Annotated in this window: 18 protein-coding genes and 1 tRNA gene; 6 read left to right on the top strand and 13 right to left on the bottom strand. The window is 69.8% G+C overall.

All coding sequences use genetic code 11. The features are described from left to right. Positions 1 to 2: 2 nt before the first annotated feature. Entirely contained in the window at positions 3 to 929 is a 927-nt protein-coding gene (gene cysK / locus EXU32_RS00905; RefSeq protein ID WP_130628207.1) for a cysteine synthase A, read from the bottom strand. A 238-nt stretch (positions 930 to 1,167) separates the two neighbouring features. Here cysK and EXU32_RS00900 point away from each other — a divergent pair, with 238 nt between their 5' ends. From EXU32_RS00900 to EXU32_RS00890, 3 genes are all read left to right on the top strand, one after another. Next, the gene (locus tag EXU32_RS00900; protein WP_130628206.1) at positions 1,168 to 4,791 is read left to right on the top strand and encodes a (Fe-S)-binding protein; all 3,624 of its coding nucleotides are present in this window, start codon (positions 1,168 to 1,170) and stop codon (positions 4,789 to 4,791) included. A 182-nt stretch (positions 4,792 to 4,973) separates the two neighbouring features. Continuing rightward, positions 4,974 to 5,336 (top strand): SPW repeat protein, encoded by a 363-nt coding sequence (locus EXU32_RS00895; RefSeq protein WP_130628205.1) that lies wholly within the window; start codon positions 4,974 to 4,976, stop codon positions 5,334 to 5,336. Positions 5,337 to 5,345: 9 nt separating this feature from the next. Beyond that, positions 5,346 to 5,915, top strand: a complete 570-nt coding sequence (locus EXU32_RS00890) for a TetR/AcrR family transcriptional regulator (RefSeq protein WP_130628204.1) — start codon at positions 5,346 to 5,348, stop codon at positions 5,913 to 5,915. A gap of 108 nt (positions 5,916 to 6,023) precedes the next feature. Here EXU32_RS00890 and EXU32_RS00885 read toward each other — a convergent pair whose 3' ends face one another. The 6 genes from EXU32_RS00885 to EXU32_RS00860 form a co-directional block, all read right to left on the bottom strand. Further along, positions 6,024 to 6,428, bottom strand: a complete 405-nt coding sequence (locus EXU32_RS00885) for a DoxX family protein (RefSeq protein ID WP_055990993.1) — start codon at positions 6,426 to 6,428, stop codon at positions 6,024 to 6,026. A 118-nt stretch (positions 6,429 to 6,546) separates the two neighbouring features. Then, complete coding sequence (locus EXU32_RS00880) at positions 6,547 to 7,488, bottom strand: ABC transporter substrate-binding protein (protein ID WP_130628203.1); 942 nt, start codon at positions 7,486 to 7,488, stop codon at positions 6,547 to 6,549. Then, positions 7,485 to 8,219, bottom strand: coding sequence for an ABC transporter permease (locus EXU32_RS00875; protein WP_130628202.1), 735 nt, complete (start codon positions 8,217 to 8,219; stop codon positions 7,485 to 7,487). The genes EXU32_RS00880 and EXU32_RS00875 overlap by 4 nt, the downstream gene beginning before the upstream one ends. After that, positions 8,216 to 8,866: an ABC transporter permease gene (locus tag EXU32_RS00870; RefSeq protein ID WP_130628201.1), complete on the bottom strand. Its 651-nt coding sequence runs from the start codon at positions 8,864 to 8,866 to the stop codon at positions 8,216 to 8,218. The genes EXU32_RS00875 and EXU32_RS00870 overlap by 4 nt, the downstream gene beginning before the upstream one ends. Position 8,867: 1 nt before the next feature. Next, positions 8,868 to 10,001 (bottom strand): ABC transporter ATP-binding protein, encoded by a 1,134-nt coding sequence (locus tag EXU32_RS00865; RefSeq protein WP_130628200.1) that lies wholly within the window; start codon positions 9,999 to 10,001, stop codon positions 8,868 to 8,870. Between the two features lie 54 nt (positions 10,002 to 10,055). Then, positions 10,056 to 11,090, bottom strand: coding sequence for an enoyl-CoA hydratase/isomerase family protein (locus EXU32_RS00860; RefSeq protein ID WP_130628199.1), 1,035 nt, complete (start codon positions 11,088 to 11,090; stop codon positions 10,056 to 10,058). 61 nt (positions 11,091 to 11,151) lie between these two features. On the opposite strand from EXU32_RS00860, the gene EXU32_RS00855 reads away from it, so the two are divergent. Further along, positions 11,152 to 12,117, top strand: a complete 966-nt coding sequence (locus tag EXU32_RS00855) for an endonuclease/exonuclease/phosphatase family protein (RefSeq protein WP_130628198.1) — start codon at positions 11,152 to 11,154, stop codon at positions 12,115 to 12,117. Here the strand turns inward: EXU32_RS00855 and EXU32_RS00850 are convergent, their stop codons facing one another. Then, the gene (locus EXU32_RS00850; protein ID WP_130628197.1) at positions 12,118 to 13,647 is read right to left on the bottom strand and encodes an amidase; all 1,530 of its coding nucleotides are present in this window, start codon (positions 13,645 to 13,647) and stop codon (positions 12,118 to 12,120) included. A gap of 143 nt (positions 13,648 to 13,790) precedes the next feature. Next, positions 13,791 to 14,366 carry a dCTP deaminase gene (gene dcd / locus EXU32_RS00845; RefSeq protein ID WP_130628196.1) on the bottom strand — a complete coding sequence of 192 codons (576 nt, stop codon included), beginning with the start codon at positions 14,364 to 14,366 and terminating at the stop codon, positions 13,791 to 13,793. 251 nt (positions 14,367 to 14,617) lie between these two features. Between dcd and EXU32_RS00840 the strand changes: the two genes are divergently transcribed. Continuing rightward, positions 14,618 to 15,166 (top strand): hypothetical protein, encoded by a 549-nt coding sequence (locus EXU32_RS00840; RefSeq protein WP_130628195.1) that lies wholly within the window; start codon positions 14,618 to 14,620, stop codon positions 15,164 to 15,166. Positions 15,167 to 15,423: 257 nt separating this feature from the next. On the opposite strand, the gene EXU32_RS00835 is transcribed toward EXU32_RS00840, so the two are convergent. Beyond that, a tRNA-Gly gene (locus EXU32_RS00835) sits at positions 15,424 to 15,497 on the bottom strand. A gap of 62 nt (positions 15,498 to 15,559) precedes the next feature. Beyond that, entirely contained in the window at positions 15,560 to 16,591 is a 1,032-nt protein-coding gene (locus EXU32_RS00830) for a low temperature requirement protein A (RefSeq protein WP_207233855.1), read from the bottom strand. Positions 16,592 to 16,846: 255 nt separating this feature from the next. Between EXU32_RS00830 and EXU32_RS00825 the strand changes: the two genes are divergently transcribed. Further along, positions 16,847 to 18,718, top strand: a complete 1,872-nt coding sequence (locus EXU32_RS00825; RefSeq protein ID WP_130628193.1) for an acyl-CoA dehydrogenase — start codon at positions 16,847 to 16,849, stop codon at positions 18,716 to 18,718. Positions 18,719 to 18,806: 88 nt separating this feature from the next. Here the strand turns inward: EXU32_RS00825 and EXU32_RS00820 are convergent, their stop codons facing one another. Both EXU32_RS00820 and EXU32_RS00815 read right to left on the bottom strand, forming a co-directional pair. Continuing rightward, positions 18,807 to 19,010: a DUF6458 family protein gene (locus tag EXU32_RS00820; RefSeq protein WP_130628192.1), complete on the bottom strand. Its 204-nt coding sequence runs from the start codon at positions 19,008 to 19,010 to the stop codon at positions 18,807 to 18,809. Positions 19,011 to 19,032: 22 nt separating this feature from the next. Then, positions 19,033 to 19,233: a hypothetical protein gene (locus tag EXU32_RS00815; protein WP_130628191.1), complete on the bottom strand. Its 201-nt coding sequence runs from the start codon at positions 19,231 to 19,233 to the stop codon at positions 19,033 to 19,035. Between the last annotated feature and the right edge of the window lie 13 nt (positions 19,234 to 19,246).

The raw sequence follows: 19,246 nt of genomic DNA, 5'->3' as shown, positions 1-19,246 counted from the left end.
GGTCAGTCGAGGAGTCCCTCGAAGAGCGGCGTCGAGAGGTAGCGCTCGCCGAAGCTCGGGATGATGACGACGATCGTCTTGCCGGCGTTCTCCGGGCGACGCGCCACCTGGTCGGCGGCCGCGAGGGCGGCACCGGAGGAGATGCCGACGAGCAGGCCCTCGTCGGTGGCCGACTTGCGGGCCCACTCCATCGCGGTGGGGGCGTCGATGTCGATGACCTCGTTGTAGATCTCGGTGTCGAGGATCTCCGGGACGAAGTTGGCGCCGAGGCCCTGGATCTTGTGCGGGCCGGGTGCGCCGCCGTTGAGGATCGCGGACTCGGCGGGCTCGACGGCGATGATCTGGACGTCGGACTTCTTCGAGCGCAGGTAGCGGCCCGCGCCGGTGATGGTGCCGCCGGTGCCGATGCCCGAGATGAGGATGTCGACCTTGCCGTCGGTGTCGTCCCAGATCTCCGGGCCCGTGGTCTTCTCGTGGATGGCCGGGTTGGCCTCGTTGGCGAACTGCTTGGCCTGGACGGCGCCGCGCTCGTTGGCGATCTCCTCGGCCTTGTCCACCGCACCCTTCATGCCCTTGGGGCCCTCGGTGAGGATCAGCTCGGCACCGTAGGCGCGCAGGAGCGCACGACGCTCCTTGGACATCGTCTCGGGCATGGCGAGGACGACCTTGTAGCCGCGTGCCGCGCCGACCATCGCCAGGGCGATACCCGTGTTGCCCGAGGTGGCCTCGACGATCGTGCCGCCGGGCTTGAGCTCACCCGATGCCTCTGCGGCGTCGATGATGGCGGTGCCGATGCGGTCCTTGACGGAGCTGGCCGGGCTGTAGAACTCGAGCTTCGCGGCGACGGTGGCCTCCGACTCGATGATGCGGTTGATCCGCACCAGAGGGGTACGGCCGACAAGCTTCGTGGCGTCTTCGTAGATGGGCAACGCGGTTCCTTCCATCGGTGGGGCAGGGTGCCGCGACGTGCGGCCGACTCGGTCGCGACAACGAACGAGACGTTATGGATATTCCAACATTCTGTTATCCATCATCGCAAGGGTGTCTCAGCGGCGCACGCCGCCCCCCTTCGTCATCGGTCCCACCCACCGAGACCGTCACGGGCGGGTGATGAGCGACGCATCCCCTCAGGCCTTTTCGGCGAGCAGCGAGACCTAGACTCCCACCATGTCTGCCCTCCAGATCGTCGCGATAGTCATCGGGGTCGGGATCACCATCGTCGGATGGGGCCTGCTCGCCCGCGCCGTCAAGCATTTCCTGACCGTCTTCAAGCTCGCCCAACCCACGCAGGGCGAACGCACCAACTCCCCGGGAGCGCGTCTGGCGACACTCTTCCGCGAGTTCCTCGGCCACACCCGCATGTCGCGCCTGCCGATCGTGGCGGTCGCGCACTGGGTCACGATGATCTCCTTCGGGGTGCTCTTCCTGACGCTGGTGCAGGCGACGGGGCAGCTGTTCGACCCGCACTTCGTCATCCCCTTCATCAGCACCTTCTTCCTCTACGAGTGGGTCTCCGAGTTCTTCGCCATGGCCGGCATCATCACGATCGTGATGCTGATGGTCATCCGTCAGAAGAACCACCCGCGTTCGGCTGATGGCGACGAGGGCCGCAAGTCCCGGTTCTTCGGGTCGACCTTCTGGCAGGCCTACTACGTCGAGCTGACGATCCTCGGCGTCGGCGTCTGCATCGCGCTGCTGCGCGGCATGGAGCGCGCGCTGCTGCTCAACACCGGCGAGACCGCGCACGCGTCGCTCTTCCACTTCCCGCTGACCGGCTGGATCGGTTCGCTCTTCTCCGGCATGTCCGTCGGTGCGCTCGAGACCGGGATCATCGTCGTCGCGCTGATCAAGCTGGTCATCTCCTACGCGTGGATGATCACCATCTCGATCAACCCGACGATGGGTGTCGCCTGGCACCGCTTCCTCGCGTTCTTCAACATCTACTTCAAGCGGCACGCCGACGGCCGCACCTCCCTGGGTGAGCTGCAGCCGATGATGGTCGGTGGCAAGCCCTTCTCCATGGAGTCCATGGAGGAGATGGACGAGGACATGACCCTCGGCGTGGGCAAGGTCGAGGACTTCACCTGGAAGGGCCTGCTCGACTTCTCCACCTGCACCGAGTGCGGCCGCTGCCAGAGCCAGTGCCCCGCGTGGAACACCGAGAAGCCGCTCTCCCCCAAGCTGCTGATGATGACGCTGCGCGATCACGCGCACTCCAAGGCTCCGTACCTGGCGGCCGCGCAGGGCGTCTCCGGCGTCCTGTCCTCCCCGGGCGGCACCCGTGCGCAGACCGCCCACGGGGCCGTCGCCCTGGCCGGACCCCCGATGCAGAGCGGCGCCGACGCCGCGGTCTCCGTCGAGGAGCCGCCCGTCATCGACTGGGGCCAGATGGCTCTCATCGGGCAGACCGGCTACGACCCGGAGAACCCGCTGTCGGCGTACAACCCGCACGGTCCTGACGCCGTCATCGACGAGGACGTCCTGTGGTCCTGCACCACCTGTGGCGCCTGCGTCGAGCAGTGCCCGGTCGACATCGAGCACGTCGACCACATCGTCGACATGCGTCGCTACCAGAACCTCATCGAGTCGGCCTTCCCGAGCGAGCTCGGGGGCCTGTTCAAGAAGCTCGAGTCCAAGGGCAACCCGTGGGGCATGGGCGCCAAGGCCCGCATGGACTGGGCGAAGGACCTTCCCTTCTCCGTCAAGGTGCTCGGCGAGGACGTCGAGTCGGCCGATGACGTCGACTACCTCTTCTGGGTCGGCTGCGCCGGCGCCTACGAGGACCGGGCCAAGAAGACCTCGCGCGCCGTGGCCGAGCTGCTCGACCACGCGGGTGTCGACTTCGCGATCCTGGGCAACGGCGAGACCTGCACCGGCGACTCCGCTCGCCGCGCGGGCAACGAGGTGCTCTTCCAGATGCTCGCGGAGCAGAATGTCGCGACGCTCAACGAGGTCGGCGCGACCAAGATCGTCGTCACCTGCGCGCACTGCTTCAACACGATCAAGAACGAGTACCCGCAGCTGGGCGGCAACTACGAGGTGCTGCACCACACGCAGCTGCTCAACCGCCTGGTCCGCGAGAAGAAGATCGTCCCGGTCAACCGTGCGGAGGCTCCGCGCCGCTCCAGCAACAAGGACGTCGCCTCCACCGGCCCGTCGGTGACCTACCACGACCCCTGCTACCTGGGCCGTCACAACAACGTCTACGCCCCGCCCCGTGAGCTCATCTCCGCCCTGCCCGGGGTCGAGCTCAAGGAGATGGAGCGCTCCAAGGAGAAGTCCTTCTGCTGTGGCGCCGGTGGCGCTCGCATGTGGATGGAGGAGCAGCTCGGGTCGCGGATCAACCTCAACCGCACCGAGGAGGCCATCGCGACCGGCGCCGACCGGATCGCCGTCGGCTGCCCCTTCTGCCGCGTCATGCTCAGCGACGGCCTGACGGCCAAGCAGTCCGAGGGCGCGTCCGAGGACATCGAGGTCGTCGACGTCGCGCAGATGCTGCTCGCGTCGATCAAGGAGGCCACGGTCCCGACCAAGGCCGCCCCGACCGAGTCCGAGGAGCAGGCCGAGGCCGAGCCCAAGACCGCTGTCCCAGCTCCGGCCGAGGCTGCCGAGCCCACCACCGAGCAGGCAGAGGCGAAGGGGGACGAGGCCCCGGCCGCGACCCCTGCCGCCAAGAACGCCGCCCCCTCCTGGGAGACCGGCGCTGCTGTCGCCGGCGCGGGCGCCGTGGGAGCAGGAGCTGCGGCTGCTGCTGCGTCCTCCGACGACAGCGCTGCGAAGAACGCGGCTCCGTCGTGGGAGAACGACTCCGCGGCCAAGAACGCTGCTCCCTCGTGGGAGACCGGCGCTGCGGCTCCAGCTGCCGAGGAGCCGAAGGCGGAGGAGTCCAGGGCCGAGGCCAGCGCTGCGGCTGAGGACTCCCCGGCTGCCAAGAACGCCGCACCCTCCTGGGAGACCGGTTCGGCCGCCGAGAAGAACGCCGCACCCTCCTGGGAGACCAACGCTGCCGCCCCGGCTGCCGAAGCCCCCAAGGCCGAGGCCACCGCCCCGGCTGAGGACTCCCCGGCCGCCAAGAACGCTGCTCCCTCCTGGGAGACCGGTTCGGCCGCCGAGAAGAACGCCGCACCCTCCTGGGAGACCGGCGCTGCTGCTCCGGCTGCCGAAGCCCCCAAGGCTGAGGCCGCCGCGGCAGACGACTCTGTCGCTGCCAAGAACGCCGCTCCTTCCTGGGAGACCGGCGCTCCCGCTGCCCCGGCCGTGACCGAGGCACCCGCGGCCGAGGAGACCCCGGCGCAGGAGCCCGTCGCTGACGAGCCTGCCGCTGAGGTCACCCCGAATGAGGCCGCCACCCCGGCCGAGGCTCCTGCCGCCGAGGCCACCCCGACCGAGGCACCTGCCGCCGAGGAGACGACCGCCCCCGCGGCCGCACCCACCGGCGACAGCGACCTGGCAGCCAAGAACGCCGCTCCCTCGTGGGAGACCGGCGCTCCCGCCGCAGCCGCCCCGGCAGCAACCGAGGCACCCGCGGTCGAGGAGCCCAAGGTCGAGGAGCCCAAGGTCGAGGAGACCCCGGCGCAGGAGCCCGTCACGGACGAGCCTGCCGCCGAGGCCACCCCGGCCGAGGCACCCACCGCGGAGACCGAGGCACCCGCCACGGAGTCCGCAGCGCAGGCCACCGAGGAGCCCTCCGAGGCCGAGGCGTCCGCCCCGGTCGAGCAGGCCACTCCCCCGGCCACGACCGGCGACCTCTCGGACCTCGCGAAGAAGAACGCGAACCCGTCCTGGGAGTGACCCCGCACGACGAAGGGCGCCGTCCACCACGAGGTGGGCGGCGCCCTTCGTCGTTCTCGGCGTGTCCTACTGCGTCATAGCCCTCCGCAGGCCTTGACCGACCGGTCAAGCAGGTCGAGAATTGAAGGACACGATCCGCCTCAGGCGCGACGGATCCCAACCCTCGAAGGTGGGATGTTGTGATGAAGATGTCGACTCGATGGCAGGACTGGGTGGCCCTGATCGCCGGCGTGGTGGCACTGCTGGCTCCTCTGGTCACCACGACGGACACACGCGCGACATGGACGATGGTCATCCTCGGTGGCCTGACCGTGATCGCGTCGGCCTACTCCCTCCTCGCGCCGAGCGCGAGGGCCACGATGGGCGAGGGCTCGCACGCAGTGCTCGGGGTGCTGCTCTTCATCGCCCCGTGGGTCATGGGCTTCACCGACCTGAGCGGTCTTGCCTGGACCGCGTGGATCACCGGCGTCGTCGCGTTCATCGTCGGCGTGATGACGCTCCCGATGGTCAGCGCGAGCATGCACCACGCGGCCCCCACCCACTAGGAGACGCAGATGGGCACCTCGACCTCGCGTCGTGAACGCATCCTCGACGCAGCCGAGGCGCAGTTCGCCGGTGGTGGCTTTGCCGCCACCGGCACCACCGCGATCGCCGACGGGGCCGGCGTGCCCAAGGGGCTGGTCTTCTACTACTTCCCCCGCAAGGTCGACATCCTGCGCGCGCTCCTGGCCGAGCGGCTCCCTTCGCACCCTCTGTGCGAGCCGGTCGAGGTGGCCAGGCCCGGCGATCCTGTCGCCTCGCTCGTCGCGCTCGCCCGCACGCTCGGACTGGGGCGGCACGAGTCGATCGTCCTGCGCACGATCATCTGGCGTGAGTCCGGCACCCACCCCGAGGTTCGTGAGCACCTCACGGCCCTGCGCGACAGCATCATCGAGCTCACCGAGCGCGTCCTCGACGTCGCGATCGAGCACACGATCGACCCGGTCATGCGCCGTCAGGCGGCCCAGACCTTCGTCGCCGTGGTGATGGACGAGGCCAACGCGCAGCGCTTCGACGGCGCCGGTCCCGATGTCGCCGGAGCGGCGCGGATCATCGGCGACGCCCTGGCATCCGAGACGACCTGAGCGACCCTCAGGAGCGCTCGACCCTCAGGAGCACTGGACCCGTCGACCCGCAGACACGCGTCAGCCCCGGCCACCCGGCCGGGGCTGACGTCGTCACGCAGGATCAGCTCAGAAGAGCGGGCCCGTGACGGTGAGGCCGAGCTCGGGGACCATCGCGAAGAGCGCGAAGAGCGCGAGCGCCCCACCCGCCAGCGACAGGGTCTTGTTGAACTGGACCTGCTCGTTCATACGGGCCTCGCCCTCTGCCGCCCAGAACTTGTGCATCAGGAAGGCGATCGGCGCGACGGCGACGAGGATCAGCAGGGCACCGAGGTCGCCCCACACGCCGAGGATGACGGACAGCGCGCCGACGAGCATGAGGACGCCCGAGACGATGACGCTCAGCTTGGCCGCCGGGACACCGACGGACTTGGCGTAGCCCGCCATGGCGTCGCTCTGGGTCAGGTGACCGATGCCGGACGCGATGAAGATCGCGGCGAAGAGGATGCGGGCGATGAGGACGATGACGTCCATGGAAAGACCTCCGAATACTTGATGTTTTAACTATCGAAGGTCTCAAGCGTCATCGACTCCGCAAACTTCCCCGCTCGAGCGTGACCTCCGTCACCCCGGGAGCGGGCCCTGGCGCCGGTCAGTCGAGCCCCTCCTCCTTGAGGAAGTCCGCGGCCACCTTGTCCGGGTCGTCCTTGTCGATGTCGGTGCGCCCCAGCATCTGCTGCAGCTTGTCGGTGGTGAGCTTGGCCGAGACCTCGTCGAGGGTCTTGGCCACCTGGTCCTTGGCGTCGTCGCGCACGAGCGGGACGACGTTCTGGCTGCCGAAGAGCTTCTTGGTGTCGTCGAGGACCACGAAGCCGTTCTCCGCGATCGCCGGGTCGGTGCTGAAGATGTTGGCGGCCTGGATCTGACCGTTCTTCAGCGCACCGTTGGTGGCCTGACCCGGCTTGAGCGGGCGGAAGCTCTTGAACTCGATGCCGTAGGTCTTCTTCATCCCCGGGATGCCCTGCGAGCGCGTCTTGAACTCCGACGGCGCGCCCAGCGTCATCTCACCGGCGACCTTGCTGAGGTCCTCCATCGTCTTCAGGTCCTTGGACTGAGCCGTCTCCTTGGTGACGACGATCGAGTCCTTGTCCTCGGCGGCCGACTTCTCCAGGACGCTGGTCCCCTTGGGCAGCAGGTCCTTCAGCGCCGCGTACGTCTTGTCCGGGTCCGTCTCGGAGAAGTTCTTGTCGTAGTAGAGCGCCAGTCCGCCGGTGTACTCGGGCATGACGTCGACCGACCCCTCGTCGAGGGCCTTGAGGTAGACCTCGCGGGAACCGATGCCGGTCTTGGCCGACGCCTTGATCCCGTCGGCCTTGAGCGCACCGACATAGATGTTGGCCAGCAGGACCGACTCCGAGAAGTCGGCGGAGCCGACGACGACGTCGCCAGAGGCGCCGCCACCCCCTTCGCTCGAGGAGGAGCTGGAGAGCGGGTCACCGCCCCCGCCACAGGCGGACAGACCGAGCGCGCCGGCCATGGTGAGTGCGAGCGCAGCGGTGCGCAGGCGTCGACGGGAGTTGGTGGTCGAGCTCATGGGGTTCCTCCAGCGGGAGCGGTGCGGTTGGGTTCGGACGGACGAAGGGAGCGGGAGCGGCCGGTAAGTCCCGGGGAGACCACGAGACGCTCGAGCAGGGCGAAGGGAGCGTCCAGCACCAGCGCGAGGACGGCCACGAGGAGCGCGCCACCGGCGGTGCTCGCGTAGTCCTGCGTCGCCAGCCCGTCGATGAGGAACCTCCCGAGACCACCGAGCCCGACATAGGCAGCGACGGTCGCGGTGGCGACCACCTGCAGGACGGCGGCGCGCAACCCGGAGATGAGGAGCGGCAGGGCGATGGGCAGCTCGACCTTCCACAGCACCTGGCTGCCCGTCATGCCGATCCCGCGAGCGGCGTCGCGCGCGGCCGGCGAGACGGCCTCGACGCCCGCATAGGTCCCCGAGAGGATCGCCGGGACGGCGAGCAGGACGAGGACGATGACGCTGGGGACGAGGAAGGCCGCGTCACCCGGGAGCAGCGGCAGCAGCACGAGGGTCAGGGCGAAGAGCAGCCCGAGGGTCGGCACCGCGCGCAGTGCGTTGGCGGCCGTGACCATCCACCGGCCCCGACCGGTGTGACCGATCCACAAGCCCAGCGGGATGGCGATGAGCGCCGCGATGACCAGGACGAGGAGCGTATAGCCGACGTGCTCCAGCAGCCGGACGAGGATGCCGTCGTTGCCCGACCAGGACGCGCTGCTCGTCAGCCAGTCGAGGATGGAGCCGATCATGCTGCGCCTCCCCGGTCCGCACGCCGCCACGGGGTCAGCGCTCGCTCCAGTCCCCGGATCGCGACGTCGAGGACGAGCGCGAGCAGGACGCAGCCGAGGATCCCGGCGGCGAGCTCGCCGGAGATGGCCCGGTTGTACCCGTCGACGAGCAGGTCACCGAGCTGGTTGACGCCGATGAGGGAGGCGATGGAGACGATCGAGACATTGCTGACGGCGGCCACCCGCAGGCCGGCGGCGATGACGGGGACCGCCAGCGGCAGGTCGACGCCGAAGAACCGGCGCACGGGCGTGTAGCCCATGGCCGTCGCGGATCGGGCGACCTCCTCGGGCACCGAGCCGAGCCCGTCGACGACCGAGCGCACGAGCAGCGCGATCGTGTAGATCGTCATCGCGACGACGACGTTGAGCGGGTCGAGGATGCCCGTACCGAGCACGAGGGGCATGAGGACGAAGAGGGCCAGGGAGGGCACCGTGTAGAGCAGGCCGGCCCCGACGATGACGGCACCGCGCAGCCGGCGGTGCCGGTTGGCCAACCACCCGAGAGGAAGGGAGATGAGCAGCCCGATGACGAGGGGCACGCCGGCCAACCACGTGTGCCGCAGGGTCAGCGACAGGATGTCGTCGAGGTGATCGAGGATCCAGCTCATGTCAGTGGACCGCGTGCGCGGAGTGCTCGCCGGGGTCGCTCGGCCGCTCCCGGGCCTCGATCACGGACAGGACCTCGGTCGCCCGGCAGGTGCCCGCGAGGGCGCCGTCGCCGTCGACGACCACTCCCCGCCGGCTCGGGGAGGACAGCGCCGCGTCCAGGGCCACCCGCAGCGGTCCGCCCACGCGGGCGAGGGTGCCGCCGAGCGCCAACGAGCGCTCGTCGATGCTCCCTTCGCCCGGCAGGTCCGTGGGACGCGCCCACCCCTGGGGGTGACGGCGGTCGTCGACCACGAGGACCCACCCGTCGCTGCCCGCGCGTGCGGCCGCCTCGGCGACCGTCGCGCCCAGCGGGATCGTCGGCTCGTCGTGCAGCGGGACGCTGGCGCTGTCGAAGCCGAGCGCGCGGTAGCCGCGGTCACGACCGAGGAAGTCGGCGACGAAGTTGTCGGCGGGGTGCGCGAGCAGCTCGGCCGGCCGGGCCAGCTGGGCGATGCGCCCCCCGACCTGCAGCACGGCGACGTGGTCACCGAGCTTGATCGCCTCGTCGATGTCGTGCGTGACCATGACGATCGTCTTGCCCAGCTCGCCCTGCAGGCGCAGGAACTCGTCCTGCAGCTGCTCGCGCACGACCGGGTCGACGGCGGAGAAGGGCTCGTCCATGAGCATCACCGGCGGATCGGCCGCGAGCGCCCGGGCGACCCCGACCCGCTGCTGCTGTCCCCCGGAGAGCTGGCTGGGGTAGCGCCGACCGAGGGCGGGGTCGAGGCCGACCAGCTCGAGCAGCTCGCGGGCACGGCTGATCGCCTCCCTCTTGGCGGTACCGAGCAGGAGGGGCACGGCCGCGACATTGCGCTCGACGGTGTGGTGCGGGAAGAGACCGCCGTGCTGGATGACGTAGCCGATCCCGCGGCGCAGCTGCGCGGCGTCCATGGCGAGGACGTCCTGGCCATCGATCGTCACCGAGCCCGAGGTCGGCTCGATCATCCGGTTGATCATCCGCAGGGTGGTCGTCTTGCCGCAGCCGGAGGGCCCGACGAGCACCGTGATGGCTCGGTCCGGCGCCGTGAGGCTCAGGTCGTCGACGGCAACCGTGCCGTCGGGGTATTGCTTGGTGACGCCGTCGAGCCGAATCATCCGGCACCAGTCCCATCTGGTCGCGCGGGCAGTGACTCCGCGTGGTCTTCCAACCTAACCTGTGAAGACGCCCAGCACCTCTGTCCGCGAGACGTTTTCCACCGAGTCGTGGCGCCAGCGGGGCTGCCGGTCCTTGTCGACGAGCAGGGCGCGGACCCCTTCGTCGAAGTCACCCCGGGCGAGCAGGGCGCGCGCCACGCGAGTGTCCTGCTGCAGCACCTCGCGCACGGACGTGGCCTGCGCGGCCCGTCGCAATGCCTCGAGGGTGACGGCGACGGACAACGGCGAGCGAAGGGAGATCTCCTCGGCGGCAGCCCGGGCGTCCGGGTGGTCGTGGGCGCGCAGCCGAATCAGGATGGCGGCCGGGTCATCGCCGACATAGCACTCGTCGATCCAGTCGTGGGCCGCGGCGAGGGCGCTGTCCTCGCTCGTCGCCGCCCCGGCGGGCACCGGCTCCACGGGGCCGCCGGCCGCGATGGCCCGGACGAGCTCCGGCAGGCGCGCGTGGTCGACGACGGCGTCGGCCAGGCCGAGGTGCACCGCGTCGGCACCGGTGAAGGTCGTGCCGGTCATCGCGACGTGGGTCCCCGCCTCCCCCGGAGCCCGGGAGAGCAGGTAGGTCGCGGCGACGTCGGGGAAGAAGCCGATGATCGTCTCGGGCATGGCGACCCGGGAACGCTCGGTGGCCCAACGGGCGTCGGCAAACATCGAGATGCCCAGACCGCCGCCCATGACGATGCCGTCCATGAGCGCGATGACCGGCTTGGGGTACTCGGCGATCTGCGCGTCGAGGACGTACTCGTCGGCCCAGAAGTCCACTCCCCCAGAGGTGCCCGCGAGGTGGGCCTCACGGACGGCGCGGACGTCACCGCCGGCGCACAGACCACGCTCCCCCGCGCCCTCGATCGTCACGGCACTCACCGTGTCGTCCTGCTCCCAGGCGAGCAGCTGTGCGCGGACGGCCACGACCATGTCGCGGGTCAGCGAGTTGATGGTCCGGGGCCGGTTGAGCAGGATCCGGCCCAGGGTCTCGTCGACGGCGAAGAGCACCTCGTCGGTGCCGGTGGGGCCGGGAGCGAAGTCAGGCATGGTCGCCACCTTGGCACAGGCCCCGGGACGCTCTGGCACGGGCTGGCACACTGACGTCGCGATGACGACTGACGGGGCGAGGACACGCTGGGGGACGGCGGCGGCACGGGCCAGCCTGGCCGTCCTCGTCCTGTGCGTGCTCGCGGTCGTCCTCATGCACGTCAAGGGCGGACGCACCAGCCTCGGGGTGGTCCTCGCGGGTGGCCTGCCCGTGATCCTCCTCGTGGCGGTGGTCGCGGCCCTGCTGCCGTGGCGGCATCACCGGTGGTGGCGGCTGGCGCTCGTCGCCGGCCTCTTGACCAGTCAGGTGTCACTGCTCGACCACCTGGTCGCCGATGACCGTCAGGTACCGCCGGACTCCCCCACGATCACCGTCGCGACACTCAACACCGCGTGGGCCGGCCCGACCGACGCGGAGCTCGTGGACCTGGCGGAGGGCGCCGACGTGCTCGCGCTCCAGGAGTGGGCGCCGGACCGCACCGAGGGCCTGGGCCGGGCGCTCGGTCCGCAGTGGCGGCTGGCCGACAGCGACCACGACGACTACATCGGCGCCGATGTCGACGTATGGGTCCGCGCTCCCTGGCGGGTGGTCGCGAGCGAGCCGCTCGCCGGCCGACAGCCGGGAAGCGTCCTGCGGCTGCGCTCAGGTGACACCGAGGTGAGCGTCATCGGCACCCGCCTGCAGAACCCGGCCTTCTTCGCAGCCGAGCGGTGGGGAGAGGGGCTGGACTCCCTTCGCACCGCCACGCAGGGGACCGACGGTCCGGTCGTCGTGCTCGGCGACCTCAACGCCCCGCCGAGCGCGGTCGCCTTCCACGACTTCGTGCGCCGCAGTGGCGTGCGCGACTGCACCACCCAGCTGGGCGCGGGTTTCCCCGGGACCTGGGGGCGCACGCGGGGCGCCGGCTTTGCCCCCGTGCCCATCGACCACGTCCTGACCCGTGACGCGACCTGCACCGATCTCGTCGTCACCCGCGAGCGCGGCAGCGACCACCGTGCCCTCACGGCGACGGTGGCGCTGGACTGATCAGGCGGCCGCGCCGTCGATGCGGGCGAAGGCGCCGTCCTGAGGCGCGAGGGCCCCCGGGCCCGGGCCTCGAAGGGGAGCGGCCGCCTCCAGCTCGAAGGCCAGCTCCAGCAGGAGCCGCTCCTGTCCCTTGCGGGCCGAGAGCATGACGCCGATCGGCCGCCCGTCGTCGGTGCGGCCCAGCGGCAGCGAGATCGACGGCTGACCGTTGGCGTTGTGCAGCGGGGTGAAGCCGACATAGCCGGTGAGCCGCTCGAAGTGGGTCTCGAAGTCCAGGTCCGCCGACAGGTACCCGATGCGCGGGGTGGTGTGCGTCAGGGTCGGGGTGAGGACGAGGTCGGTGCCGGCGGGGAAGAGCCGCTCCGACGCGATCCCCGTGGCCGCCAGGCGGGCGACGCACAGCGGGATGCGGTGCAGCCGCCGCTTGGCCCTGGCGGCGAGACCGAGGGTGACGTTGTCCAGCTGCGAGGCGTCGAAGTCCTGGCCGAAGAGCGACTTGCCCTGCGCGGCAGAGGCCATGGCGAGCAGGCCCCAGTAGTCCTCGAAGTCGGTCTTGAAGAACGCGGGGACGGCGATCTGGACGCTGTCGTCGACGGTGTGGCCGAGGCTCTCGAGCAGTCGGGCTGCGCCCTCGACGGCCTCGCGGGTCTGCGAGTCGGTGGCCGGAGCCAGGGGCGAGTCGAGCATCATCCCGATCCGCAGCCGGCGAGCTCCGGGGCCCTCGACGAGACCGACCGGGGGCAGCTTGCCGGAGGGCTGGAAGCGCTCGGCGGCCGCGAGGAAGGCCGCGGTGTCGCGGACGGTGCGGGTGAGCACGCCATTGACCACGATCGCGATGGGAGTCTTGTCGGTCGTCGGATCGCCGAGGAGACGGCCGCGGGTCGCCTTCAGCCCGACGAGCCCGCACGCGGCTGCAGGGATGCGGATGGATCCGCCACCGTCGTTGCCGTGCGCGATGGGCAGCGCGCCGGAGGCGACGAGCGCGGCCGACCCGCCGGAGGAACCACCGCTGGAGTACCCGGTGGCCCAGGGGTTACGGGTGACCCGGCCCTGCGGGCGCTCAGTGGTCGCGGTCCAGCCGAAGGGCGGGCAGGTGGTCGTCGCCACGGGGATGACCCCGGTGGACAGGTACTGCCGGACGAATGCCCCGTCGACCTCGTTGGGCCCGGCAGGGAGGGCGTCGGAGCCCATCCGCATGGGCAGCCCGGCCACGGTCACGTTGTCCTTGAAGGCCGACGGGACCCCGGCGAAGGGGGCCGACGTCCCGGCCGGCAGGTGGCTGGCGCGGCTGCGCGCCCGCTCGTGGTCGTCGACCGTGGTCGCGCCGAGCACCGGGTTGACCGCGGCGATGCGCGCGATGGCCGCCTCCACCGCCTCGGTGGCGCTGATGCTGCCCGCCCGGATCGCCGCGGCGACGCCTGTCGCGTCGAGGGTGCCGAGCGCGTCGTCGGTGACGGCGGACACCCGGCGACTGTCGTGCTCCTCGCGAGGCTGGTCGTACGGGGCCGGCGTGTGCGTCGTGGTGCTCATCCCCGACATGTTACTTGCCAGTCACGAGCGCGCGCCGGGAAGGCTCCTCTGCCCTGATCCCTGAGGAGGCCGCCCGCGGCCGTCTCGAAGGGTCAGACGTCGCCCTGATCCCTGAGGAGGCCGCCCGCGGCCATCTCGAAGGGTCAGACGTCGCTCCGATGGAAGTTGGCGAAGGACCGGCTCGCCGTCGGCCCGCGCTGCCCCTGGTAGTGCGACCCGTAGGCGGCCGACCCGTAGGGGTGCTCGGCCGGGGAGGACAACCGGAAGAAGCACAGCTGGCCGATCTTCATGCCGGGCCACAGGCGGATCGGCAGGGTCGCGACATTGCTCAGCTCGAGCGTCACGTGGCCGGAGAAGCCGGGGTCGACGAAGCCGGCCGTGGCATGGGTCAGCAGCCCGAGGCGGCCGAGCGAGGACTTGCCCTCGACGCGCGCAGCCAGGTCGTCAGGCAGCGTGACCGTCTCGAGGGTGGAGCCCAGGACGAACTCCCCCGGGTGCAGCACGAAGCCCTCGTCCGGCTCGACCTCGATGAGCCGGGTGAGGTCGGGCTGGTCGGCCGCGGGGTCGATGACGGGGTACTTGTGGTTGTCGAAGAGGCGGAAGTACTTGTCCATGCGCACGTCGACGCTGCTGGGCTGGACCATCGCCGGGTCCCACGGCTCGAGCGCGACCCGTCCACCGTCGATCTCGGCGCGGATGTCCCTGTCGGAGAGCAACATGGTCCAGACCCTAGAGGACCGGACGCGCCATCCAGTCGTTCATCGAGGCTCCTCACATGCGTGTCCGTGGCGTACCAGTCGCTCGCCGTGAGCGCCAAAACCGGCAGGTCAGAGGCAAGAGTCACGCTTTGCAAATATCTCGCCAAGAACGCCTCTTATTACTGACAGGTAACGGTAGCCTTCGAGCCGTTCCGGTCACGGGGAGGTGACGTTCTGCCTCGTGGTCATGCGCAAGCCTCTGGAGGAAGAACGTGTCTGACCTGAATACGAGCCGCCGCACCATCGTCAAGGGTGCAGCTTGGGCCGTGCCCGCCATCTCTGTCGCCGCCGCCGCACCTTCGCTCGCTGCATCACCCGAGCCGACCCCCGACATCGACCTGTCGACGTCGACGCCGGGCGCTGCTGGCGTCGTGCGCCAAACCGACACGCAGATGAACATCTCGGCGACGACCTTTAGGAACACCGGCACGGTGCCCGCCGAGGGCTTGGTCGTCACCTTTGCCGTCGACAGCGGCCAGACGATCGAGGGGATCCAGGTCTTCGGCTCGGACATCAAGAACGTCGCACAGGGCGCCACAACTTCGGGCTATGGCACCAACACCGTCACCCTGACCCTCGCGCCTGGCACCGGCTTGGGTCAGGTCACCATCGCCCCGGGAAGCGAATACACGTCACCTGTCGGCCAAGACATCCTTCTCGGTCAAGCTGGCGCCTTCAATCTCACCGTCACCGTGCAGGCAAGCAACGCCACCGCTAACAGCGTCGGGTACATGCCGGCACCGCAGGCGATCCCGGCCTGATTCACGTCACGCTCATCGAAGGGCCCGCGTCCACCAGGACGCGGGCCCTTCGCCATGCCCCACCGAACCTGCCGTCGTTGTGCGCACCTGGCCCCCGATATACCGTCGGCCAGGCGTCGCCAACGACGCCGGGCCAAACCAGTTGCTCAGCCCGCGTCCGCGAGCCACACCTCACCTTGGTAGTGACGAGGGGGCACGTCGCGCAAAGCCGGAGGGGGTGTCGCCGCAAATGCGGCGACACCCCCTTCGGGGACGGCTGGAGCCGGTGACGGGAATCGAACCCGCGTGTCCAGCTTGGGAAGCTGGCGCTCTACCATTGAGCTACACCGGCGCGCGAGGCGCAGCGGCAATGCTAACCCACGACGCCCCCGCCGATGCCACCGACCGCCACGGTCACGTCCCTCGCGCAGCCCGCTGGTCCAGCACGTGGTGCAGGGCCACGCCGACGACGAGGGCGACCCCCATCAGCAGGACCTCGACGCTCATCGCCGGGCCGACCGCCGCGACAGCGAGCACCAGCACGGCGACGACCAGACCGGGCGCCAGGCAGCGGGCCACCGGGTCACCGCCGAGCAGGTGCAGGCCGCCGAGGGTGAGCAGGTACACGACGATCGCACCGGCGAGCAGCCACCCGACCGCCTGGGCGGAGACGTGCGCGTCGTGCGTCGCCACCTCGACAGCGGCGGCCAGCGCCGCGCCGACGGCCGCGACGGACGCGTAGACGAGGTAGTGGGAGTAGCCGAAGACCCACACCCCGTGCCGGTGCTCGACGAGGTCCACGTGCTCCCGGCGGAAGTAGAGCCACCACAGCGAGAGGACCACGAGGAAGGCGCCGACGACGAGCAGCACCAGGCCGGGCGAGCGACCCTCCCCACCACCACCGCCGGCCAGCGCCGTCTGGGTCGCGAGGACCGTGGCGAGCACGACCTCGCCGAGGACGATGATCGTCAGCAGCCCGTACCGCTCGGCGACGTGCTCGGGGTGGAAGGGGGTGTGTGCCCGGCGCTCCGCCACGAAGGGGACGGACAGCTCCAGCACCACCCCGACCAGGAAGGTGACGACCACCCAGGTGGGGTCGACGACGAGGAGCCGAGCGATCCACAGCAGCTGGACGAGCAGGATGCCCACCGCGTAGGTCAGGGCGATCGATCGCCGCTGCGGGTCGTGCCGGGCGGCCCTCAGCCACAGCGCAGCCATCCCGACCCGCATGATCGCGTAGCCCGCCACGAGGACGCCGGACTGCCCGTCGGCGAAGAAGCCGGGCACCCCGGCCGCGAGGGTCAGTGCGCCACCCATGATGACGAAGGTCAGCAGACGGAAGAGCACGTCGTCGACTGCGTAGGCGGAGGCGAACCACGTGTAGTTCAGCCAGGCCCACCAGATCGCGAAGACCAGGTCGAAGAGCAGCTCCAGTGGCGTGGACACGCGACCGGGCTCCTTCGGGTCCCGCGGACCCATGACGCCTCGTAGTGGGATGACAGGCACAGAACTCACCGGGACAGTGTCGCCCCGGCAACCGCCTCTGACCCGGCAACGCCTGTGGTCTTCCTCACCGTCACTTCGCTTGCCCCAGCAAGCACCGCGGGCGAAGATGTGCGGAGCGGGCGATAAGCGCTTGCTTACCTACCCGGTGCCGGGGCTGACCCTCGGCGCTCATCACGACGACCAGGAGACGCCAGCATGGGTCACTACAAGAGCAACCTGCGCGACATCGAGTTCAACCTCTTCGAGGTCTTCGGCCGCGGCGACGTCCTGGGCCAGGGACCGTACGAAAACGTCGACGTCGACACCGCACGCGAGATGCTCAAGGAGTACACGCGCCTCGCGGAGAACGAGCTCGCCGAGTCCTTCGCCGACGCCGACCGCAACCCCCCGGTCTTCGACCCGGAGACCTCCTCGGTGGCCATGCCCGAGTCCTTCAAGAAGTCCTACAAGGCCTTCCAGGATGCCGGCTTCTGGTCCCTCGACCTGCCCGCTGAGCTCGACGGCACCGTCTCACCCCCCTCCCTTCGCTGGGCCATGAACGAGCTCGTCCTCGGCGCCAATCCCGCCATCGGCATGTTCGGCGCGAGCTACTCCTTCGCCCACCTGCTCCACCTGCTCGGCACCCCCGAGCAGAAGAAGCTGGCCAAGTGGATCGCCGAGAAGGGTTGGCACTGCACGATGGTGCTCACCGAGCCCGACGCCGGCTCGGACGTCGGAGCCGGTCGCACCAAGGCGACCGACAACGGCGACGGCACCTGGAACATCGAGGGCGTCAAGCGCTTCATCACCTCCGCCGAGTCGGACATGACCGACAATGTCGTCCACTTCGTGCTCGCCCGCCCCGAGGGCGCCGGACCCGGCACCAAGGGTCTGAGCCTGTTCATCCTCACCAAGTTCGAGGTCGACCTCGAGACGGGTGAGCTCGGCGAGCGCAACGGCGTCTACGTCACCAATGTCGAGAAGAAGATGGGCCTGAAGGTCTCCACGACCTGCGAGGTCACCTTCGGCGAGAAGCACGCAGCCGTCGGCACCCTCTTCGGCGATGTCCACGATGGCATCGCCCAGATGTTCCGCGTCATCGAGAACGCCCGGATGATGGTCGGCACCAAGGCCATCGCCACCCTCTCGACCGGGTACCTCAACGCGCTCGAGTACGCCAAGGAGCGCGTCCAGGGCGCCGACCTGACCACCCCGGCCAAGGACGCACCGCGGGTGACGATCACCCACCACCCGGACGTGCGGCGCAGCCTCATGCTGCAGAAGTCCTACGCGGAGGGCCTGCGGGCGCTCGTCTTCTACACCACGACCCAGCAGGACACCGTGGACCTCGAGCAGCAGGCCACCGGCTCCGAGGCGATCGCCGAGGACTCCCCCGCCGCGATGGCCAACCGGGTCAACGACCTGCTCCTGCCGATCGTCAAGGGCCTGGGCTCCGAGCGCGCCTGGACCCTCCTCGGCACCGAGTCGCTGCAGACCTTCGGCGGCTCCGGCTTCCTGCAGGAGTACCCGATCGAGCAGTACGTCCGCGACGCCAAGATCGACACCCTCTACGAGGGCACGACCGCGATCCAGGGCATGGACTTCTTCTTCCGCAAGATCGTGCGTGACAACGGCCAGGCGCTGGGTCACATCGCGATGCAGATCCAGGAGTTCGCCCAGGACGTCGACGCCCAGGGCTGCGCGCTCAAGGCCGAGCGGGCGCTGCTCGGCAAGGGCCTCGAGGATGTCCAGGGGATCCTGGGTGCGATGTTCCAGGCCCTCATGGCTTCCGACCCCAAGCAGGACGGGGCGGACATCACCAACATCTACAAGGTCGGCCAGAACACCTCGCGCCTGCTCCTCGGTGCCGGTGACCTGGTCGTCGGCTGGCTGCTCCTGCGCCAGGCCGCCATCGCCACCGAGGCCCTCGAGGCCGGCGCGAGCGGCAAGGACAAGGACTTCTACACCGGCAAGATCGCCGCGGCGAGCTTCTTCGCCAAGAACGTCCTGCCGCGTCTGGCCTCCGAGAAGGCCATCGCCGAGGCGACCGACAACACCCTGATGGACGTGCCGGAGTCGGCCTTCTGATCACGGCCCACCACCGCACCACCTGACGAAGGGGGGTCCCCGCCAGTTGATCTGGCGGGGACCCCCCTTCGTCGTGCTCGTGCTCGGCTCAGTAACGCCGGTCGTCGCGCACGATCGTCTCCCGGCGACGACGGTCGAGGATCAGGCTCAGGATGATCGCCAGGACGCCCAGGACGATGGCGATCCAGCCGATGGCACCGATGTCGAGGCCCGCGATGGACATGTCGCCGTTGTAGGCGAAGACGATGACGAGACCGATGAGCAGCAGGAGGATGCCGGCTCCGATGTACATGTGTTGCTCCTTTGTCCCCGGCTCAGAGCCGGTTGTCCGACTGGGTGGGGTCCACGCGGTCTGCGGGGAGGTGCCGACCCCGCGGCTCCTTGGGGTCAGCGGACACCCCGAGATGGGTCTGGACGGCACGTGACCTGCGCGGCCGATCGAGGAGGACGAAACCGATCACCATCAGCAGGCTGAAGATGACGATGAAGACCCAGAACACTGCCTCGCCGCCCATGCCGTCCTCTCTC

Origin of the sequence: Janibacter limosus, from assembly GCF_004295485.1 — a bacterium.
In the GTDB taxonomy this organism is placed as follows: Bacteria; Actinomycetota; Actinomycetes; order Actinomycetales; family Dermatophilaceae; genus Janibacter; species Janibacter limosus_A.
Note: the sequence above shows the minus strand (reverse complement) of the source record. Positions and strands in the feature narration are given on the sequence as shown.